This is a genomic window from Dorea phocaeensis, from assembly GCF_900240315.1.
In the GTDB taxonomy this organism is placed as follows: Bacteria; Bacillota; Clostridia; order Lachnospirales; family Lachnospiraceae; genus Dorea_B; species Dorea_B phocaeensis.
In genome coordinates, this window is sequence record NZ_OEPZ01000003.1 from 359,309 (window position 1) to 379,801 (window position 20,493).

At 44.8% G+C, this 20,493-nt stretch carries 15 protein-coding genes; 1 reads left to right on the forward strand and 14 read right to left on the reverse strand.

The features are described from left to right. Positions 1–33 precede the first annotated feature (33 nt). The 9 genes from C0979_RS08720 to C0979_RS08760 all read right to left on the reverse strand — a co-directional run bounded on the left by C0979_RS08720 (position 34) and on the right by C0979_RS08760 (position 9,937). Positions 34–1,539: an ATP-binding protein gene (locus C0979_RS08720; RefSeq protein ID WP_101695595.1), complete on the reverse strand. Its 1,506-nt coding sequence runs from the start codon at positions 1,537–1,539 to the stop codon at positions 34–36. Further along, positions 1,530–2,861 carry a vWA domain-containing protein gene (locus tag C0979_RS08725; protein ID WP_101695596.1) on the reverse strand — a complete coding sequence of 444 codons (1,332 nt, stop codon included), beginning with the start codon at positions 2,859–2,861 and terminating at the stop codon, positions 1,530–1,532. Before C0979_RS08725 ends, C0979_RS08720 begins: the two co-directional genes overlap by 10 nt. A gap of 50 nt (positions 2,862–2,911) precedes the next feature. Continuing rightward, the gene (locus C0979_RS08730; protein ID WP_101695597.1) at positions 2,912–3,904 is read right to left on the reverse strand and encodes a leucine-rich repeat domain-containing protein; all 993 of its coding nucleotides are present in this window, start codon (positions 3,902–3,904) and stop codon (positions 2,912–2,914) included. A gap of 158 nt (positions 3,905–4,062) precedes the next feature. After that, positions 4,063–4,506, reverse strand: a complete 444-nt coding sequence (locus C0979_RS08735) for an ACT domain-containing protein (protein WP_101695598.1) — start codon at positions 4,504–4,506, stop codon at positions 4,063–4,065. 17 nt (positions 4,507–4,523) lie between these two features. Then, positions 4,524–5,855 carry a phenylacetate--CoA ligase family protein gene (locus tag C0979_RS08740; RefSeq protein WP_101695599.1) on the reverse strand — a complete coding sequence of 444 codons (1,332 nt, stop codon included), beginning with the start codon at positions 5,853–5,855 and terminating at the stop codon, positions 4,524–4,526. Between the two features lie 15 nt (positions 5,856–5,870). Continuing rightward, positions 5,871–6,290, reverse strand: coding sequence for an ACT domain-containing protein (locus tag C0979_RS08745; protein ID WP_101695600.1), 420 nt, complete (start codon positions 6,288–6,290; stop codon positions 5,871–5,873). Further along, on the reverse strand, positions 6,287–6,871 hold the full coding sequence (locus tag C0979_RS08750; RefSeq protein WP_101695601.1) for an indolepyruvate oxidoreductase subunit beta: 585 nt from the start codon (positions 6,869–6,871) through the stop codon (positions 6,287–6,289). Before C0979_RS08750 ends, C0979_RS08745 begins: the two co-directional genes overlap by 4 nt. Then, entirely contained in the window at positions 6,871–8,625 is a 1,755-nt protein-coding gene (gene iorA, locus C0979_RS08755; RefSeq protein ID WP_101695684.1) for an indolepyruvate ferredoxin oxidoreductase subunit alpha, read from the reverse strand. Before iorA ends, C0979_RS08750 begins: the two co-directional genes overlap by 1 nt. A gap of 1 nt (position 8,626) precedes the next feature. Next, positions 8,627–9,937, reverse strand: coding sequence for a phenylacetate--CoA ligase family protein (locus tag C0979_RS08760; RefSeq protein WP_101695602.1), 1,311 nt, complete (start codon positions 9,935–9,937; stop codon positions 8,627–8,629). 165 nt (positions 9,938–10,102) lie between these two features. Here C0979_RS08760 and C0979_RS08765 point away from each other — a divergent pair, with 165 nt between their 5' ends. Next, positions 10,103–11,290, forward strand: a complete 1,188-nt coding sequence (locus C0979_RS08765; RefSeq protein WP_101695603.1) for an iron-containing alcohol dehydrogenase — start codon at positions 10,103–10,105, stop codon at positions 11,288–11,290. A gap of 51 nt (positions 11,291–11,341) precedes the next feature. Here C0979_RS08765 and mgtE read toward each other — a convergent pair whose 3' ends face one another. From mgtE to ispG, 5 genes are all read right to left on the reverse strand, one after another. Next, a complete protein-coding gene (gene mgtE / locus C0979_RS08770; protein ID WP_101695604.1) occupies positions 11,342–12,673 on the reverse strand; it encodes a magnesium transporter in 1,332 nt (443 codons plus the stop codon). Between the two features lie 333 nt (positions 12,674–13,006). Continuing rightward, complete coding sequence (locus C0979_RS08775; RefSeq protein WP_101695605.1) at positions 13,007–13,585, reverse strand: tRNA 5-(aminomethyl)-2-thiouridylate-methyltransferase MnmM; 579 nt, start codon at positions 13,583–13,585, stop codon at positions 13,007–13,009. A 2-nt stretch (positions 13,586–13,587) separates the two neighbouring features. Continuing rightward, positions 13,588–14,568, reverse strand: coding sequence for an Rpn family recombination-promoting nuclease/putative transposase (locus C0979_RS08780; RefSeq protein WP_101695606.1), 981 nt, complete (start codon positions 14,566–14,568; stop codon positions 13,588–13,590). Positions 14,569–14,908: 340 nt separating this feature from the next. Next, entirely contained in the window at positions 14,909–19,432 is a 4,524-nt protein-coding gene (locus C0979_RS08785) for a PolC-type DNA polymerase III (protein ID WP_101695607.1), read from the reverse strand. Beyond that, positions 19,425–20,480 (reverse strand): flavodoxin-dependent (E)-4-hydroxy-3-methylbut-2-enyl-diphosphate synthase, encoded by a 1,056-nt coding sequence (gene ispG, locus C0979_RS08790; RefSeq protein ID WP_101695685.1) that lies wholly within the window; start codon positions 20,478–20,480, stop codon positions 19,425–19,427. Before ispG ends, C0979_RS08785 begins: the two co-directional genes overlap by 8 nt. Positions 20,481–20,493 lie beyond the last annotated feature (13 nt).

The following is a 20,493-nucleotide window of genomic DNA, read 5'->3' on the forward strand; positions in this document are numbered from 1 at the left end:
TCCCTTCCTCCTTCGTCTCTCCACTCTGTCAGCTTAACATTTCAAAGCTGTATTCAAGTCTTCTTCCACTTCATCAAGCTCCGTTAAAATCTCCTGCTGACGCTCATCAAACAGAAGCCTTTTATTATATTTATAATATTTATCACAATCGTAATCTTTCAGGAACCGAACGCTGTATACACTGGTATTCAGTTCTGTCACAAAAGCTACCATCTCCTGGCTGTCTCCAAATGCATCTTCCATAAAATCAAAGGCATGTTCCAGCGCTTCTTTCGTTCTGTTGTAAATAAGCTCCCGACAAGCCACTGCTTCTGCAAACAATTCTTTCACTCTGTCAAATGCTTCCTCGCCTTCCAGATGCTCTTTCTCCACTTTCAATCCATATCCTTCCAGCGTCTCCAGCATCCGGCGGTAAAGACGATCCTCCAACCGTGTCAGCTGCTCTGCCTGTCGAAGCTTCTCATAATTCTCTCTAGCAGAACGCAGCGTTGATTCGAACTCTTTTGTTTCTTTATAAACTTTGAGGTGTTCATATACCATTGTCACATACCGATCTTCCAATGCATAGTCCCGAAAACTGCTCATCAATCTTCCCAACAGCATATTCACTACGCTCAACCGTTCATCAAATGCTGCATAACGAAGCTGCTCCAACGTCTCCTTACTATAGATACCTGCAACAATTTTTTCCAATCCATAATCTTTCTGATACTTGGCATATAGTTCCAGATAGTTCGCAAATTCTTTTGCAACCTTCCAGTGCTGCAAATACTGATGCACCACTTCCCGGTCTGCCTTTTTGCCAAGGCGCTCATAGGCATAGAGAAGCTCTGAAAGATCCTCCCAGCCTCTGGCAGTTACGAATGCTTTCCCATCCACGGTTGTCTCAATCCGATAGAAATGTTCTCTTCTGATCTCCAGATAAGAAAGAATTGCCGGATAAATCTCGGCCTGCCTAGCATATTCTTTCCAAACTTCATAATTCTCTTCCACATCAATCTTTTTAATCCGATCCAGCGTAACCACATCGAATTCCCGAACCGACCGATTGTACTCCGGCGGATTTCCAGCCGCCACAATCACCCAGCCTTCCGGCACTTTCTGATTACCAAAGGTCTTACACTGCAAAAACTGCAGCATGGTTGGCGCCAATGTTTCGGATACACAATTGATCTCATCAATAAACAGAACCCCTTCTTTCAGCCCTGTCTGTTCCATCTTCTCATAGACCGATGAGATAATCTCACTCATAGTATATTCGGTGACCGAATACGTCTTATTTCCATATTCCTTCTCTTTGATGAACGGAAGTCCCACCGCACTCTGTCTGGTATGATGCGTAATCGTATAGGATACCAGTGCAATCTTGCACTCTCTGGCAATCTGTTCCATAATCTGTGTTTTTCCAATCCCCGGAGGTCCCATTAATAGAATTGGCCTCTGTCGGATTGCCGGAATCAGATACTCTCCGGTCTCATCCTTCTGAAGATACGCTTCGATTGAATTTTGAATCTCCTGTTTCGCTCTTTTTATATCCATGCATGTTCTCCTTTAATCTCTTCTTCCAATGTTTCCTTCTCCAGGATCAGCTTCATCGCCCATCCCGGAACATCTACATCTTCATAATCTTCTTCCAAAAATACGAATGCTGTCGCATAAGGCGGCATCTTCTCCGGATAAATTCCACGTCCATCCGTAAAATAAATCAATCCCCGCAAGCTATCAAATGCGTGCTGCATCCGCAATTCTTCCACGTATGCAAACGCCGGCCGAAAATCGGTTCCGCCCTCCCCCCTAAGTTCCAAATGTTCCATATAGGTTCTCAATTCCTCTTCACTGGTAATCTTCTGATCCGTCTGAACTTGATCATCACATTGAATAATATGAATATTAATCTTTCGGAAGAAACTATTTGTTTCACTTAATATTCCATAAGTTTCTTCCAGGAACTTTTTTACAAGTATTCCCGAACAGGACATGGAGGTGTCAATCACAATCACAAACTCTTCCACCTTCTTGACTTCCTTCCATTCCTGCGGCTCAATCAGCGGCATATTTCCGTAAATAGAAAGCCCATAACTATAAAAAGTATAATCAAACGAATCTGGATCCACTTCCATCTCTTCTCTTAGCACTGCAAACTTCTTCAAAAACTCCCGATAATCATACCGCTCCCTGTTTTCTACCTTTACCTGTTCCTTCAGATCGCCCGATGCCGAAGACATCTCGCTGGAAAATGTTTCCATATCACTTTCCATTTGCTCACTGATATGCTGCCATTGATTTTCGATCTCCTGCTTCTTCTCCTGATCATCATCTTCCGGCCAATAATTGTGGTCATCCACTCGAAATTCTGCCTCTAATGCAGTAATCTGAGATTCGGACAGCTCCCATCTGCTTAGTACCGCGTAAATCTTTTCCGCAGTTAAAACCTTCATCTCTCTGCGAAGTCTGCGATAGGTCTCTCTCCGCAAAAGGGAAGATCCCCGCATCACACAGCGGTGATGAATACTGTCTACTATAGATTCTGCTGCCATATCACAGGCAAGATCATAAAACCTCTTATCTCTGCCATTTCGCCGCGCCATATGCCGAAAAATGCCATGCAGTACCAAATGCAGATAAATTCGATTCACTAGATATCTGTCTTCTCGATACAGTCCTCCCAAATACTGCGGATGATAGTAAAGAAACCTTCCATCCGTCCCCATCCCGTCTGCTCCCTCATCCAGCACAGGACAAAGGGAGGATAACGCTACATCAAGGAAACGCATCTTCATATAAAGCTCGCCTCTCGCAGATAACAGAATCTTTCTGCTCACCATATCCAATTTTTCTGTAGTCGTTCGTTCCTCATTCATCTGGCTTTACTCCTGTCTCTTTCCTGGTTCCATCCAAGTTTCCGCAAGATTTATAGTTCAAATGTTTTCTGTTTTTTCGGGAAACAGCGATACCGCATATCCATCAGAAGACTTAGGACTTCCGTCTTCTTTGACTGCGCAGCTCTTTCCATCGCCGCCTCCAACGCCTCTAAAGTCCACAGGCCCTCCCTCTCCAAAAACATAAGCCCATCCTGATTTTCCTGCTCTGCCAAAATACCGGCCGCCTCTTTTAGGCACTCCTGCAAAAAGGTCTTATACCTGTCTTTCGCGGCTGGTTCCAAACGATATGGATAGCACAACCGATTCATAACCAGTTCCACCGCCGTCTCAAGTTCTTCTTCCGCTCTGGTTCGATACAGCAATTCATCGTATTTTTTATAATCCAATTCCCGGTCATAGAAACACTGGCGGTAATAACCACCTGCACCGTGATGATGGGTTACCAGAAGTCTTGCCGGCGTATTTTCCACTGCCTCTTCATAATGCTCCGGAAACAACACACGCGCTTCCTCACCTTCATAGAACAATCTCGCCCTGACGGCAAAGCGAATCTCATCCACAATCGATCGAAGACAGCTTTTCTCCCCTTGAAAGAAGTGTATTTCCACCGCTTCTAAACGACATCCGGTAAACGCTCCTCCGCCAATCTCCAAAAGGCTATCCGAAAGAATCAATGTCTTTAAATTCCTGCATCGATAGAATGCATATCTGCCAATTTCCGTCACGCCTTTCGGAAGCCATACAGATTCTACCTGTTCCGCACAGATCCTTTCCGCCTTCTCTTGCGCATGTCTGTCCACCTTAATGTCCGGCACCTCTTTATTTCTCCAAATCAAATCATCCTGATCTGTCTTCGCCTCAGCAAAAGCATAGGGTGCTATAGAAATTACCGGAAGCCCCTCTATCTCATCTGGCAGCACAATCTGACCGTCTTCACCAAAACATCCGGTAATCTCGATTCCTTCTTCTTTTCGTTTATAATGTATTTCCCGGCAAAACTGCCCGCATTCTTTTTTCCACATCGTGCTCTTCCCCTAAAAAACAACTGTTTCTATTTTACATGGAATCTAAAGAGATTTCAATCATTATGAAAAATGGATGCACAGCTTCTCTGCCATACATCCATTTCATCCATACTGCTTTCGTATTTATATCCAAATATTCCTTATGTAGCTTTCACTTAGCAGTTTGCCCGATATGCTTCATCTGCACTGTACACGTCAAAACCGCTACCCTTTAAAATATCGATCACCCGTGCCGGATCGTCGCTCTTTAATACCGCCGCAGCATCCGCTCCATTTGCAAATGCATACATATATTCTACATTCACTTCTCCTTCCACGATCAGGTGCATCGCTTTGCTTAACGAACCCGTCGCATGCGGAACACGAAGAGCAACTACATCGGTCAACATCGCAGTAATTCCCGCCTCTTTCAGCGCTGCACGCCCCTTATGCGGCTCTGATACGATCATGCGGAGCATTCCGTAATCCGAAGTATCCGCAAGACTCAGCGCTACAATATTTACCTCGTTCTCTGCCAGAACATTCAACACCTCATCTAAACGCCCTTCTCGATTTTCCAGAAATACAGACAGCTGTGAAATTGTATTGCTCATACCCATTCTTTCTTCCTCCTTTTCTACAGTTGCCGATTGTCAATTACACGTTTTGCTTTGCCTTCACTTCTCTGAATCGTCTTTGGCTCTACCAGTTTCACTCTTACAGCAACACCAAGCGCCTGTTTAAGAACGGCACCGACTCTGTTCTTCAGTTCATCCAGCTTACGCATTTCATCAGAGAAATATCGTTCATCTACTTCCACCATGACAGTCAGAACGTCCAGGTTATTTTCACGATCAACGATCATCAGATAATGAGGTGCCACGCCTCCTCCCATAGACAGAAGCGCAGACTCTACTTGTGTCGGGAATACATTCACACCACGAATCACCTTCATATCATCCGTGCGGCCCGTAAACTTCTGGATTCTTGGAAGTGTTCTTCCACATTCACAAACGCTGTGATCAATGCTGGTCAAATCCTTGGTTCTATAACGAAGAAGCGGCATTCCTTCCTTCGCCAGCGTCGTAAATACCAATTCTCCAGTCTCACCATCCGCGCAAGCAGATTGATCCGCCGGATTTAATACCTCCGGATAGAAATAATCTTCATATACGTGCAAGCCCTTGTGATGAATACAATCCATTGCCACGCCGGGACCTGTAACCTCACAGAGACCATAGATATCAAAACTATTAATATCCAACATCCGTTCCAGTTTCAAACGCATCTCTTCTGTCCACGGTTCCGCCCCATTAATACTTGCCTTAATTTGAAGGCGATCTAGAATTCCTTCCTCCTGGATAGCTTCTGCCAGATACATCGCATAAGACGGCGTACATGCAAACGCGGTTGCTCCAAAATCTTCCATACACATCAACTGCCGCTTCGTGTTGCCGGCAGACATTGGAATCGCCATAGCCCCCAATGCCCGGGCACCAAGATCCAGTCCCATTCCTCCGGTAAACAATCCGTAACCATAGCACACATGAATCCGATCTTCTGATGTCAGCCCCGCCATGGTCAATGCTCTTGCCACACATTCTCCCCAAACATCTACATCCTTTTGTGTATAGGATGCAAGGGTCAGTTTTCCTGTCGTTCCGGACGTTCCCTGAACACGCACAATCTTTTCCTGCGGCACTGCAAGCAGTCCAAACGGATAATGATCCCTTAAATCTTCTTTGGTTGTAAATGGAAGTTTCCCGATATCCTCAATTCCTTTGATATCTCCTGGTTCCAACCCCAATACGTCCATTTTTTTTCGGTAAAACTCCACATTCTCATAGACATTTTTCACCTGTCTGACAAGGCGCTCACTCTGAAGCGTACTCATCTCATCTCTGCTCATACATTCAATCTTCGGGTCACGAATTCTTTCCTTCCAGTCTTCCCGCGCCACTTTCGCCATCTCTACTCAACTCCTCTACAAATCCTTTTCTTCTACAATCTTTACACTGGCAGCATTCAGTATATCTGCTGCTTTATCATAATCATCCGCACTGAACACCATAACCGGTGCTCTTCCGTCCCGGATTACGAATGAATAAATATAATTAATGTTTACCTGGCCTTCTGCAAGAATCTGAAGCATATGATTCAGATTCCCTTTTTCATCCACTAGCTCTACGCCCATGACTTCATGGACCCGAACCACAAATCCCTGGTGGGTCAGATACTCCTTCCCCACCTCCGGCTGATCCACCACCAGACGAAGAATGCCAAATTCCGGTGTATCAAATGATGCAACTGCACGAATATTTACATGCGCTTCCGTCAGTCTGGATGTTACGTCCATCAAGCTTCCCGGCTTATTTTCCACAAATACAGATAACTGCCTGATCATATTCCTCCTCCTAACATCTGATATCCCGCGTCAAATGCCCGTTTATTGATCTCAACCGTCTTCGGCGGAACCGTTTTTTCAATCACCTCATACCACTGTTCCTTCGTAAAGTCCATATGCTGCGCTGCAACTCCAAGCACAATCAAGTTAAATACCTTCGGGTTTCCAAGCTTCTTGGACTCTTCCGTTGCATTAATTGCATAAACCTGGTGATTTTTACTCAGCTCCTCAATGATCTGCTCCGGATACTCGGCAACCCCAATGGTTACCGGCATCGGATCGATTCGCCAGTCGTTAATCACAAGCGCGCCATCTTTTTTCAGGAAATGCGCATACCGAAGAGCCTCTAGTCTTTCAAATGCAATCAGTACATCCGCCTGACCTTCTTCCACAATCGGCTCCGCCACATGTTCACCGTAACGGACAAAAGTGACAACACTTCCACCTCTCTGAGCCATTCCATGAACTTCAGAAAGTTTGACATCGTATCCATTTTCAATGGCAAGCCCGCCCAGGATTCTGCTGGTCAGAAGAGTTCCCTGGCCGCCTACGCCTACAATCATAATATTTTTCCCTGCCATTATCTGTCACCTTCCTTTACCAATTCTATCGCATCAAATTTGCACAAATCCTTACAAAGGCCGCATCCTGTACACATGGTATCATCAATCCGAATGGTTCCGTCTGGATTTTTTGCCATAGCCGGACATCCTGGTTTCATACACATGCCGCATTTTTTACATTTATCTTCATGCGCAACGTAGAGCGGTTTCTTTCCTTTGGTCAGAAGCACACATGGTGTCTTGGTAATAATTACGGACACCTCATCTCTTGCCACCTCTTCCCGAAGCGTTCTTTCCAATGTTTCAAGATCAAAAGCATTGACTTCTACTACATGCTTCACGCCTACTGCCCGACAAAGCGTCGGGATATCAACTGCATTTGTCGGATCGCCCTGTAAGGTCTTTCCGGTTGCCGCATGATCCTGGTGACCGGTCATTCCGGTTGTCGAGTTATCCAAAATCAGTACCGTTCCCGTCGCATGATTGTATACCATATTCATCAGAGAATTCACACCAGTATGCAGGAATGTAGAATCACCAATCGCTGCCACCCAGTTTTTGATATAATCTCTTCCCTTCGCCTTTTCCATTCCATGAAGGCTTGAAATACTTGCCCCCATACAAATAGTCGTATCCACAACACTTAACGGAGCTACTGCACCAAGTGTATAACATCCGATATCTCCTGCCACATGAAGTCCCAACTTTTTCACTACGTGGTATACACTTCTGTGCGGACATCCCGGACATAAGATCGGCGGTCTTACAGACACCTGTGCCGGCGTGTCAATTTCCAGTTCTTCTCCTAGAATTCTTTCTCGAAGAAGGTTCGCACTGTACTCTCCCTGCACGGTAAAGATCTCTTTTCCAATCGCTTTAATTCCCCAGGATTTCACCTGTTCTTCAATCACCGGATCCAGTTCTTCTACAATGTAAAGGCTCTCTACTTTTGCTGCAAATTCCTCGATCAGTTTTCTCGGAAGCGGATTTACCAATCCAAGCTTCAATACAGATGCATTCGGAAGAGCTTCTTTCACATACTGGTATGGAATTCCACTCGTAATAACTCCAATTTTTGTATCGTTCATTTCCACTCGATTGATTGGAAGGGTATTTGCCGCCTCTGCAAGTTCCAGGTTTCTCTGTTCAATTTCCACATGGCGGAACTTTGCATTGCCTGGCATCATCACGGTCTTGCGTATATTTTTCTCATAAGGTTTATCTTCTATTTTTACCCGTTCTCCCAATTCCACCAATCCCTGTGAATGGGAAAGACGAGTGGTTGTACGAAATACAAAAGGACGGTCAAACTGTTCGCTTAATTCAAATGCTGCTTTTACAAATTCCTTTGCTTCTGCGCTGTCTGACGGTTCGATCACCGGCAGCTGCGCTGCCCTTGCCACCATTCTGGTATCCTGCTCATTCTGAGAGCTGTAAAGTCCCGGATCATCTGCCACTACAATGACAAGCCCTCCATTTACTCCCATGTAAGATACCGTGTACGCCGGATCGGCCGCCACATTAAATCCCACGTGCTTCATGCAAGACATGGCACGTACGCCTGCCACAGATGCTCCAATGGCTACTTCTGTCGCGACTTTTTCATTTGGCGACCACTCGCAGTACACATCCTCTTTGTACTGCACCAAACTTTCACTGATTTCTGTACTTGGGGTTCCCGGATAAGCAGCAGAGACTTTCACCCCCGCTTCGTAAGCTCCTCTGGCAATAGCTTCGTTCCCCAGCATAATCACTTTCTTTGCATCCGACATTTTATAATCCATCCTTTCGTAAATCTGTCACTCTTTTGGCTTTTCCTTCAAAACGCTGCAGCGAATATGGCGCTACCAGCTTCAGCTGTGTCGCAAGTCCAAGCTGTGCTTTCAATCCTTTCTTAATCCGCTGTTCCAATTCACTTAATTTCGCATAGCTGTCCAGCAGTCTGTCGTCTACCAGCTCTACAGTGATTGTCATCACATCCAGCCGATTCTTGCGTTCTACTAAAATCTCATAATGCGGACCAATCTCCGGAATCTGAAGCAGCACTTCCTCAATCTGGGTTGGGAATACATTCACCCCGCGGATGACCAGCATATCGTCTGCACGGCCAGAAAGATTCTCCATCCGTACAGTTGTTCTTCCACACTTACATGGTTCATAAAAGAGTCTCGTCAAATCTCCCGTCCGATAACGGATCAAAGGAAGCGCTTCCTTCCCAAGACAAGTTACAACCAACTCTCCTTTTTCTCCCGGCGGAAGTACTTCTCCCGTCTTCGGATCAATAACTTCTGGTATAAACCAGTCTTCATTAATATGCATTCCACATAACTCTTCACACTCTCCGGCAACTCCCGGTCCGCAAAGCTCGCTCATTCCGTAGTTCTGCGTACACAAAAAGTCATCGCCCCATACCTTATGCATCTCTTCTCGCATCGGTTCTGTCATCCCTTCTCCGCCAAACAGTCCGATACGTACATGTAGATCCTTCGCCGGGTCAAGTCCTCTGGCCCGAATCTCCTCTCCTAGATGTAGCGCATAAGACGGCGTTGCCACCAAAAGGGTCGTCTCCATATCTTGCATAAACATAATCTGCTTTTTGGTATTTCCTGATGACATAGGGATGACTGCTGCCCCCAGTTTCTCCAGTCCACCGTGGAGTCCCAGCGCTCCGGTAAATGTTCCGTATCCAAATGCAATCTGCGCCACATCATCCGGTGTCGCTCCTCCCATGCAGGCAATTCTCGCCACATTATTCAGCCAGACATCCAAATCCTTCCTGGTGTATCCCACCACCGTCGGCTTTCCTGTCGTTCCGGAACTTGCATGAAACCGAACCATTTCTTTTTTATCTACTGCAAATAATCCCATTGGATAATGCTCTCTAAAATCTGCTTTATATGTAAACGGAAGTTTTTTCAAATCATCAAGACTCTGAATTTCATCTGGTGTCACCCCGACCGCATCCATCTTTCGGCGATAAGGCTCCACCCTCTCATAGATGTAATGCACCGTTTCTTTCAATCGTTCCAGCTGAATTCTTTCTATCTCAGCCCTTGACAGGGTTTCTTCCTTCGCCCAAATCATATCGTTTCCTCCTTCACTCCAGAGACGTTTTCTGTTATCGTCTAGTATAGCACATTACTTTCGCGATTTAAAGCATTAATTTGAAAAAATAATCAAAATCGGTTAAAATACACTTATCAAGCAGAAGGAACTGACACACTGCAGATAGAAAGGAAGGATTCTTATATGAAGAGTTTTGAAAATTTTGAATATTTCACTCCTACCAAAGTCATCTTTGGAAAAAATGCGGAGCAGGAGATCGGCACACTGATAAAAACATTTGGTGCAAAGAAGGTTTTGATCCACTACGGCGGCGGAAGTGTCACAAAAAGCGGACTTCTTGACCGGGTATGTGCTTCCCTTACGGAAGCCGGAATTGCTTACATCACCCTTGGCGGCGTCGTTCCAAATCCCCGTCTTTCCAAAGTCCATGAAGGAATAAACCTTTGCCGCCGGGAACAGGCAGACTTTATTCTGGCCGTCGGCGGAGGCAGCGTAATCGATTCCGCTAAGGCTATCGGTTATGGAGTTGCTAACGATGGAGACGTCTGGGATTTTTATGAGAAAAAAAGAACAGCTTCTGCCTGTCTTCCGATCGGCGCCATCCTTACAATTGCTGCTGCCGGAAGTGAGATGAGTAATTCCTCTGTAATCACAAATGAAAATGGCTGGCTGAAACGCGGATACAGTAACAACCTTTCCCGTTGCAAGTTTGCCATTATGAATCCGGAACTGACTTATACACTGCCGGACTACCAGACACAAAGTGGATGTGTCGACATTATGATGCATACACTGGAACGATATTTGAATCAAAGCGGAAATATGGAAATGACGGATGGAATCAGCGAGACGCTGCTTCGCACCGTTATGAAAAATGCAAAAATTTTGAAAACAGATCCGAATAATTATGAAGCCCGCGCAGAAGTAATGTGGGCCGGAAGTTTATCCCACAACGGACTGACCGGCTGCGGAACTGACGGAGGGGACTGGGCTTCCCATCAGCTGGAGCACGAACTAGGCGGAATGTTCGACGTCGCTCATGGAGCCGGACTGGCGGCCGTGTGGGGAAGCTGGGCAAGATACGTCTTCCACGACCGTATCGACCGCTTCGCCAAACTTGCCGCAAATGTGCTGATGCTTACTCCAACTGATGATCCAACGCAGAATGCCCTCGCCGGAATCGAAGCGATGGAAGCGTATTTTCACAGTGTCGGCATGCCGACCAGCATCCATGATCTGGGAATTGATCTTTCCGAAGAGCAGATCATGACACTGGCCGACAAATGTAGTTTCGGGTGCACTCGAACCATCGGTATCGTCCGCAAACTGGACACAGAAGATATTGCCAACATCTACCGAATGGCGAAATAGATAACGGACAAAGTATGTCTCCCGGCATTAAAAATTATTTAACAGTGCCTGCTACAAATGAAATACCAACGTTGCAATCTGAAAATAGATGACAATGGAACAAGTATCTACAATTGTAGTAATGAGCGGAGATGCCATAATTGCAGGATCCATGTGCAACTGCTTTGCTAGGATCGGCAGAATGCAGCCCACCAGTTTTGCAATCACAATAGTTACAACTAATGACGTAGCAATTACCATTGCCATGGCGAAATTTCGATAAACCAGATAAATTCTAAGTCCATTTGCCATGGCAAGGGCTGCTCCTACCACAAGCGCCACACGGAATTCCTTCCATATAATAGTAAAGAAATCCGAAAAATGAAGTTCATCTACCGCAAGACCACGGATAATCAGAGTGGAACTTTGGGAACCACAGTTTCCTCCTGTATCCATCAACATTGGAATAAATGATACCAAAAGCGGAATCGCCGTAAATGCATTTTCATACTTTGTAATAATCGCTCCCGTTACCGTTGCTGAGAACATCAAAATCAACAGCCACATAATCCGCTGTCTGGCATGGCCGAAAACGGATGTCTTCAAATAAGAGTCTTCACTGGAAGAAATCGCCGCCATCTTATGGATATCCTCCGTCGTCTCTTCCGTCAAAACATCCATCGCATCATCAAAGGTTACAATCCCAACAATATATCCTTCCTGATCTACAACCGGAATTGCAATCAGTCCATATTTGCGGAACAGATTTGCTGCCTCTTCCCGATCGTCTGTTGTCCGGATAAAGACATATTTTTCTTCCATTAGCTCTTCTACCAGCAAATCTCCATCATGTGTCATCAATGCTTCTGCAGTAATGATTCCTTTTAATTTTCTTTTTTCCACCACATAGCAGGTGTAAACGGTCTCACTGTGAATCCCTACCCGCCGAATCTTATCCAGTACTTGCTGTACCGTCATTTGTGGTGTAACATCAATATACTCCACCGTCATAATGCTTCCCGCACTGTCTTCTGGATACTTTAAGAGCCGATTGATATCTGAGCGCGTATCTTTACTCACCTGATCGAGGAGACGATTCACCACATTGGCCGGCATATCTTCCAAAAGATCAACGGCATCATCGGTATACATAGCATCTAGAATATGCCCTACTTCCTGATTGGTAAAGGAACCAAGAAGAGCCTGTTGCTGATCATCGTCCATGTAGGCAAACACTTCCGCCGCTTTATCCTTATCAATCATACGAAATACCATGGCGAGTTCCTGATCTTCCAATTCCATTAATAAATCTGCCAAATCCACAGAATTGTATTCCGCCATCAATTCTTTCAGTTCCAGATATCTTTTCTCCGTCAATAATTTCAGTAAACAATTTCTTTTCATATGCATACCCTCCTGTTTTTGGCGGCAGCATTTCTCTTCCCATTCTCTTTTCAGATCTAAAAAAGGGCATAAAAATACTGCCTATCCTCTTGTTTCTCTCACGGACAGGCAGCTGATATTCTGCACTTCTTGCGTCACTTCTTAAGCAGGGCAGAAACTCCCTGCATATCGATCCAACGAAGGCAGACTCATGTCGTTACCATATCCGTTTCTCACTTTGTAATTCCAACTTCGCGCCGAATTACCTTCCATGGTCTTACCTCCTTTGCATCCATTATCAATGACTACAAGTTACGATTTATTGAGTATAACGAAAGTTTTAAGAAAAGTCAACTACGACTTAAAAATAAAAACCGGAATCGGTGGATGATTCTCCCTGTTGAAATAGTAATTGCAAATCACCGTATACTTCCTTGGATGAAGCGTTTTCAAATAGGCAAGGATTCGTTCCTTCTCCTCAAACCCCGTATCTCCTCCACTGTAAATACAAAGGCTCATCATCCCTCCCGGCTTCAGAAGTTCCAAACCTTTTCCAATTGCCTCTATACTGGTATCTGCCTTTGTGGAAATTCTATGATCGCCGCCCGGAAGATAACCAAAATTAAAGCAAATCACATCCACACTTTCCGGATTAACATACTGATCCATATACTGATGGCTAGCTTGAATAAGTCGAACACGCTCCCCCATCTGTTCTACTTTATTTTCTTTCTTTAGTAATTTTTCTGTTTCTTCCAGTGCCATTTTTTGTATATCAAAAGCTATGACTTTCCCTGCATCTCCTGCAAGCTCACAGAGCAGCAGCGTATCATTTCCTTTGCCCATAGTGGCATCAATATAAATACCGCCTCTTGCCGCCTGCGCTCGGATAATCTCATGGCACCAGTATGTAATCTGCGATTTTTTTCCCATAGCTATTCCTTCCAATACTTATCCATATATCTCAGAACCTCTTCTGTAGACAACCTGAATTTCTGTGTAACCTTATCTTGAACCTCTTCTTTCATCATCTCTATTTCCTGCAACGCTTCTATATATGCCTGTATTCCACCTTCTCTCCATCCCTCTGCAATTCCCTCTTCTCGTCCTTCTTCTCGTCCTTCTTCTCGTCCTTCTTCTCGTCCTTCCTCTCGTCCTTTTTCTCGCCCTTCTTCTCGTCCTTCCGCAAACCCTTTTGCATGTCCCATGCGCCAACCGCTATTAATCATATGATTATAATCGCGAATCGCTTTCTGTCTTTCCTCATACTCCAGACGTTTTTCTTCATCTGCACTTAAATTCACCAATCGATTATATGCCTTTTCCCTATATTCATCTCCCTGAACAGCCATTTTCATTTCCTCCCTGCTCTCTGCGTTAAAGAAACGTGCCCATCTAAGAAGTTCCGTCTCCGAATATTGATACTTTTTAAGTTTTGGAAGCTCTAATACATGAATTTCCATCTTATCGGTATACAATATTTTTCTCTTATCTTCCCAGATATGGAATCTAGAATAATATTCCCTGTCATCAAACAGTGTGAAATTTAATATCCCTATATGAATACACTTCTTCAACTCATGATAATCTTCTCCCTCATGGATTTGATCAGCAAACATCTTGCAGAGATAAAATAAAGAGCGTTCTACCCAATAATCATAGGCAATTACCTGCATCTCGATATCTATCTGAGAACCATCTTCTAGCACGACTCTTACATCCAGGATCCCCAGCTTATCCTTCTTATGCTGTTTTCGTAAATAGGTCGGCAACAACTCTGTTCTCTTGATGCGATCCGGCTTTATATCCAAAACCGCCGCTACAAATCCTCGTCTCACATCTTCATCTGCTAGAAGTTCCTTGAAACAAAAATCCACTTTAGGTGACATAATAAATGTGTTGTCATTGTTTTTCATCTTTGCACTCCTTCCTTTGTAGGAAAGATAAATTACTTGCACAAAGATAAACTTATACCCCTATTATAAGGATACTCCTGCAAATATACAACTGCTTTCCCACGATATTCTGTTTACAACTTTTAATCCTTTGGTATTCTCTGACCGAATCGTCATAAATGATATCAGAATCATCAAAATAGAATTCTTTGATAGGCTAAGTATAAGATAAAATTTCAAAAAACTCAAGCCGCTTTGAAAAAGATGCTTGAGTTTTTTGAAATGCTTTTTTGAAAAGATAGGAAAAGCGGCATCACGCGGATAATCCAGTATCACAAACTGCCAAACGTATATGTAATAATCAAAAATCAAACAACGATAACTGATTGGACTCCGGAAGATCTCCCAAAAGTCCCAGATCCCCCATATAGTCAATCACCGTCTTACTTGCTTTCGTTCGCTGCCTAAAATCATCTCGGGATAAATATGGACCATCTTTGGCTGCCTCTTCCACTGCTTCCGCCGCCTTTTCTCCCATACCATCAATACTGGAAAAAGGAGGCATCAACTTTCCGTCAATAATCTGGAACTTGGTTGCCTTTGCACGGTAGATATCAATCGGCAGGAATTCATATCCTCTGGCATACATCTCCTGAACAATATGCATATCCTTCATTGTGTCCTGTTCCTTCTTACTTAAGGTCGCTGATCTTCGATTATAATCATCGATATAGTACTGTAACTTCTCCTTGCCCTGACACATAATTTCATAAGAAAATGCATCCGCACGAATCCCAAAATAAGCTCCGTAATAAGCAAGCGGATAATTAATTTTACAGTAAGCAATCCGATACGCCATCATAACATAAGCTGCTGCGTGGGCTTTGGGGAACATGTACTTGATCTTTTCGCAAGACCAAATGTACCAGTCCGGCACATCATGTTCTGCCATATCCTTCTTAAATTCCGGCCACTCTTTACATTTTCCCTTCGCCACCGTTCCCTTTCGGACACGCTCCATAATGGTAAAGGATTCCTCACTGTCCAGTCCTTTATTAATCAAATATGTCATAATATCATCTCGCGTACAAATCGCTGTAGAAATGGTGGCCTTCCCGCTTCGGATCAGTTCCTGGGCATTATTAAGCCATACGTCTGTTCCATGAGAAAGACCCGAAATACGTATTAGATCTGACAAGGTTTGCGGTTTTGTATCCACAACCATCTGAATAACAAAATCCGTACCAAATTCCGGGATTCCCAGACATCCTACCGGACATCCTCCAATATCGTCCGGCTTGATTCCCAGGACTTCCGTCCCATGAAACAACGCCATTACATCCTGATCATCCAGCGGAATATCCGTTGCCACGAACTTATGATCCGTCTCATTATACTCATTATCCATAGCAGGAGAACTAATGTATTCTTCCAGCGTCTTAATCATGGTCGGATCATCATGCCCCAGAATATCCAGCTTCAGCAGGTTATGATCAATGGAATGGTAATCAAAGTGAGTTGTAATAATGTCCGTCTGCGTATCATTAGCCGGATGCTGCACAGGTGTAAACGAATTAATTTCTTCTCCCAGCGGAAGTACGATAATTCCTCCAGGATGCTGACCGGTACTTCTTCTAATTCCAGTACATCCTTGTACAATCCGGTCAATTTCACAGTTTCGTTTTCCCTGTCCGCGCTCCTCATAATAGTTCTTTACATATCCAAATGCCGTCTTATCCGCCAGTGTTCCAATGGTTCCGGCACGGTAAGTCTGACCGGCTCCAAAAATAACCTCCGTATATTTATGTGCATTACTCTGATAATCTCCAGAGAAATTCAAGTCGATATCCGGCTCCTTATTTCCTTTAAATCCCAGGAATGTCTCAAACGGAATGTCAAATCCGTCTTTCACCAAAGGTTCCCCACAGACCGGACATGCCTTATCCGGCATATCCCATCCGCAGCCGCCTGCATAAGCTCTTACCTCATCCGATTCAAAATCACTGTAATGACATTTTTTACAATAATAATGCGGGCTCAGCGGATTTACCTCTGTAATTCCCGCCATAGTCGCGACAAAGGAAGATCCGACAGAACCTCGGGAACCAACCAGATACCCATCCTCATTGGACTTCCACACCAGCTTTTGGGCAATGATATACATTACGGCGAACCCATTGGAAATAATCGAATTCAGCTCTCGCTCCAACCGCTCTGTTACCACCTCCGGTAAATTCTCTCCATACATGGAATGCGCCTTATTATAACAGATCTCTCTTAACTGTTTGTCCGAATCCGGAATCACCGGCGGGCATTTATCCGGCCGAATCGGCGTAATCTTTTCCACCATATCTGCAATTCGATTGGGGTTATCAATTACAATCTCTCTCGCCTTTGCAGATCCCAAATACTCAAATTCCTCCAGCATCTCCTCCGTCGTCCGGAAGTAAAGAGGCGCCTGATCATCCGCGTCTCCAAATCCTTTTCCTGCCATAATAATCCGACGGTACACTTCGTCCTCCGGATCCATAAAATGTACGTCACAGGTACCCACTACCGGCTTTCCGAATTTTTCTCCCAGCTGTACAATCTTCCGATTCAGATTTCGAATATCTTCCTCACTGTTCACATTTCCCACACGATCGCTGGCAATCATAAACCGGTTGTTTCCCACGGGCTGAATCTCCAGATAATCATAGAAGTTTACAATTTTGGCAACCCGCTCATCCGACTTTTCATTTAACAGCGCCTGATAGAGTTCTCCTGCCTCACAGGCACTTCCCACTAAAAGCCCTTCCCGGTATTTGGACAATTCACTCTTTGGAATCCTGGGACGATGCGCGTAATATTCCAAATGGGACTTGGAAATCAACGTATAGAGATTCACCCTTCCTACCTCATTGCAGGCAAGAATAATGACATGATAAGTCGGAAGCTTACGCACTGCATTTGCATTGTGAGCTCCAAACTGATTTAACTTGCGCAGGCTGTCCACATTCCGATCACGAAGCATCTCTACAAACTTCACAAAAATCTCTGCTGTTGCTCCTGCATCGTCCACCGCCCGATGATGATTCTCCAGAGAAATATGCAGCGCATTTGCCACCACGTTCAGTTTGAACTTTGAAAGTGTCGGCAATAAAATCCGTGCCATCGCAACCGTATCCACCGATGTGAAATCAGGTATCCTATCCTGATACCGACAATTTTGTTCAATAAATCCCACATCGAAGGATGCATTATGAGCCACCAAAACCGCATCGCCTACAAAGGCAAGAAACTTAGGAAGTACCGTCTCAATATCCGGCGCATCCATCACCATCTGATCAGTAATACTGGTCAGCTGTGTGATCTGGAACGGTATCGGAACCTTCGGATTGACAAAAGTACTAAAGCGCTCTGTAATCTTGCCCCGCTCCACTTTCACCGCTCCGATTTCAATAATTTTATCTTTAATCGGACTAAAACCTGTCGTCTCTAAATCGAAAACCACATAGGTATCATCCAGCATCTGCCCCTTCTCATTCACTGCCACGTCAGTCAGATCGTCTACCAGATACCCTTCTACTCCGTAAATCACCTTGAACGGATCGTCCTTATCAAGGCCTTCAATATAATGATTGGCATCCGGGAAGGACTGAACCACTCCATGATCCGTGATGGCAATCGCCTTATGTCCCCAGTCATGGGCTCTTCTCACCAGATTCTGCACCTCGGAAACGCCGTCCATATCACTCATCTTTGTATGACAGTGAAGCTCCACTCTCTTCTCCGGCGACGTATCATTTCTGGATTCCGTAAAATCACTAATCTTTTTAATTCCCGTGACAGAACCAATCGTCAGCTCCCCGTCAAATTTATCAAGGGTAGTCACTCCTTTGATTTTAAGGAATGCCCCCTTCTTCACATCCGCAAGGATATCCGCAAGCTGGTCGTTACGCACGAACATTTTCACCATGATGGTATCCGTAAAGTCTGTCACTGCATACATAACGATTGTCTTCTCATTTCGAATCTCACGGGTATCGAAACTGATTACCTTTCCACGGATGGTAATCTCGCCCATCTCTGTCACTACCTGACGAAGTTCAATCGCTTCCTCTTCAAAGTCTCGTCCATACACCAGATTTGGATCATCAGAACTTCGTTTTCCAAAGCCATATCCGTCTCGTTTTCCTCTTCCATAAAATGCCTTTTTGCCGTTTGTTTCCCCGGATACCGCCGCTTTCGCTCCTCCCTTTGCCGCCTCTTTTTTCTCCTGCTTTGCTTCTTTTTCTTCCTGCTTTCTAGCCTTTTCTTCCTGCACAGAAGCTGCATGTTCACAAATAGCGTCTATTTCTTGCTGAAGCCTTACCTCATTATGCTTCAGACTGCTCTCCTTCGCTTCCTGATACTTGACGCGAATTTCAACAGGACGTCCGAACCGGTTTTGAAACACGTCCGTCAAATACCCTACCAAAGACTCCTTCTTCCCTCTGGCCACAATGGTATCGGTCAGTGTCAGGCAGAGAATATTTTCCTCCTCGAACTCATAGGTTCCGCTCTGCAGCATATTTCGCTCTACGACACTGCGGTCATCCAGCTCTAAAAGGAAACTATCCCAATAAAGTTCCATCAGGTTCTCTGGCGTATACTGCTCCGACAGTTCATACTGATCCTGTACTTCAATCCGAATCAGACTTCTCGCAAACATCTGATCCTTGATTCTTTTTTCTAGATCATAAATCTCTTTTTTCTGAATCAAGTGTCTGCTTCGCAAATGCACCCGGATAAACTCCCGGGATGAATTGGTCGCAACCTTTAAGACCTCCACGCTCTCCAACAGCATCCTAAGTTCTTCATTCATTTTTAATGTTGGAAATACTTCAAAAAACGGTTTACTCATTCCAGTGCAACAACTCCTGCCTAAGTGTTTCTAATAATTCTTCTTCTTTTACCTTCTTCACAATCTCACCCTTCTTAATCAGAAGGCCTTCTCCGATTCCTCCGGCGATTCCAATATCGGCTTCCTTTGCCTCTCCCGGGCCGTTCACCACACAGCCCATTACTGCCACCTTAATATCCAGCGGAATATCCTCTACCATCTGTTCCACCTGATTTGCCAAACCGATAAGATCTATCTTCGTTCGTCCGCAAGTCGGGCAGGATACCACTTCAATTCCACCTTTCCGAAGTCCCAGCGTCTTTAAGATCAATTTCGCAGAACGAATTTCCTCCACCGGATCCCCCGTTAAAGATACCCGGATGGTATCTCCGATTCCCTGATGCAAAATCAGCCCCAAACCTATGGAAGACTTAATATTTCCTGCCGTCACTGTCCCGGACTCGGTGATTCCCACATGCAGAGGATATGGACACACATCTGCAATCAGCTCATGCGCCCTGACACACATCAGTACATCGGAAGACTTGATACTGACTACCAGCTTATCATAGCCCATCTCTTCAATCAGGCGTACCTTATCAAGGGCACTTTCTACCAGCCCTTCCGCCGTCACTTTGCCATATTTTTCCACTAATTCCTTCTCTAGAGACCCACTGTTTACACCGACACGAATCGGAACCTGATATTCCTTAGCCTTATCGACTACGGCCTGGATTCTGTCTCTGCTTCCAATGTTTCCGGGGTTTATCCGAATCTTGTCCGCCCCGTTCTCAATCGCCGCAATTGCCAGCCGATAATCAAAATGAATATCGGCCACCAGCGGAATATGAATTTCTTTCTTAATCTCACGAAGCGCCTCCGCTGCCTCCATCGTAGGGACAGCACAGCGGATGATCTCGCATCCAGCCTTTTCAAGTGCCAAAATCTGCGCCACTGTCGCCTGCACATCCTCCGTCTTCGTATTCGTCATAGACTGGATTGCCACCGGATTTCCTCCACCAATCGTTACACTGCCAATCTGTATCTGTTTCGTCTCGTCTCTTCGCATCATTTCCTTACAT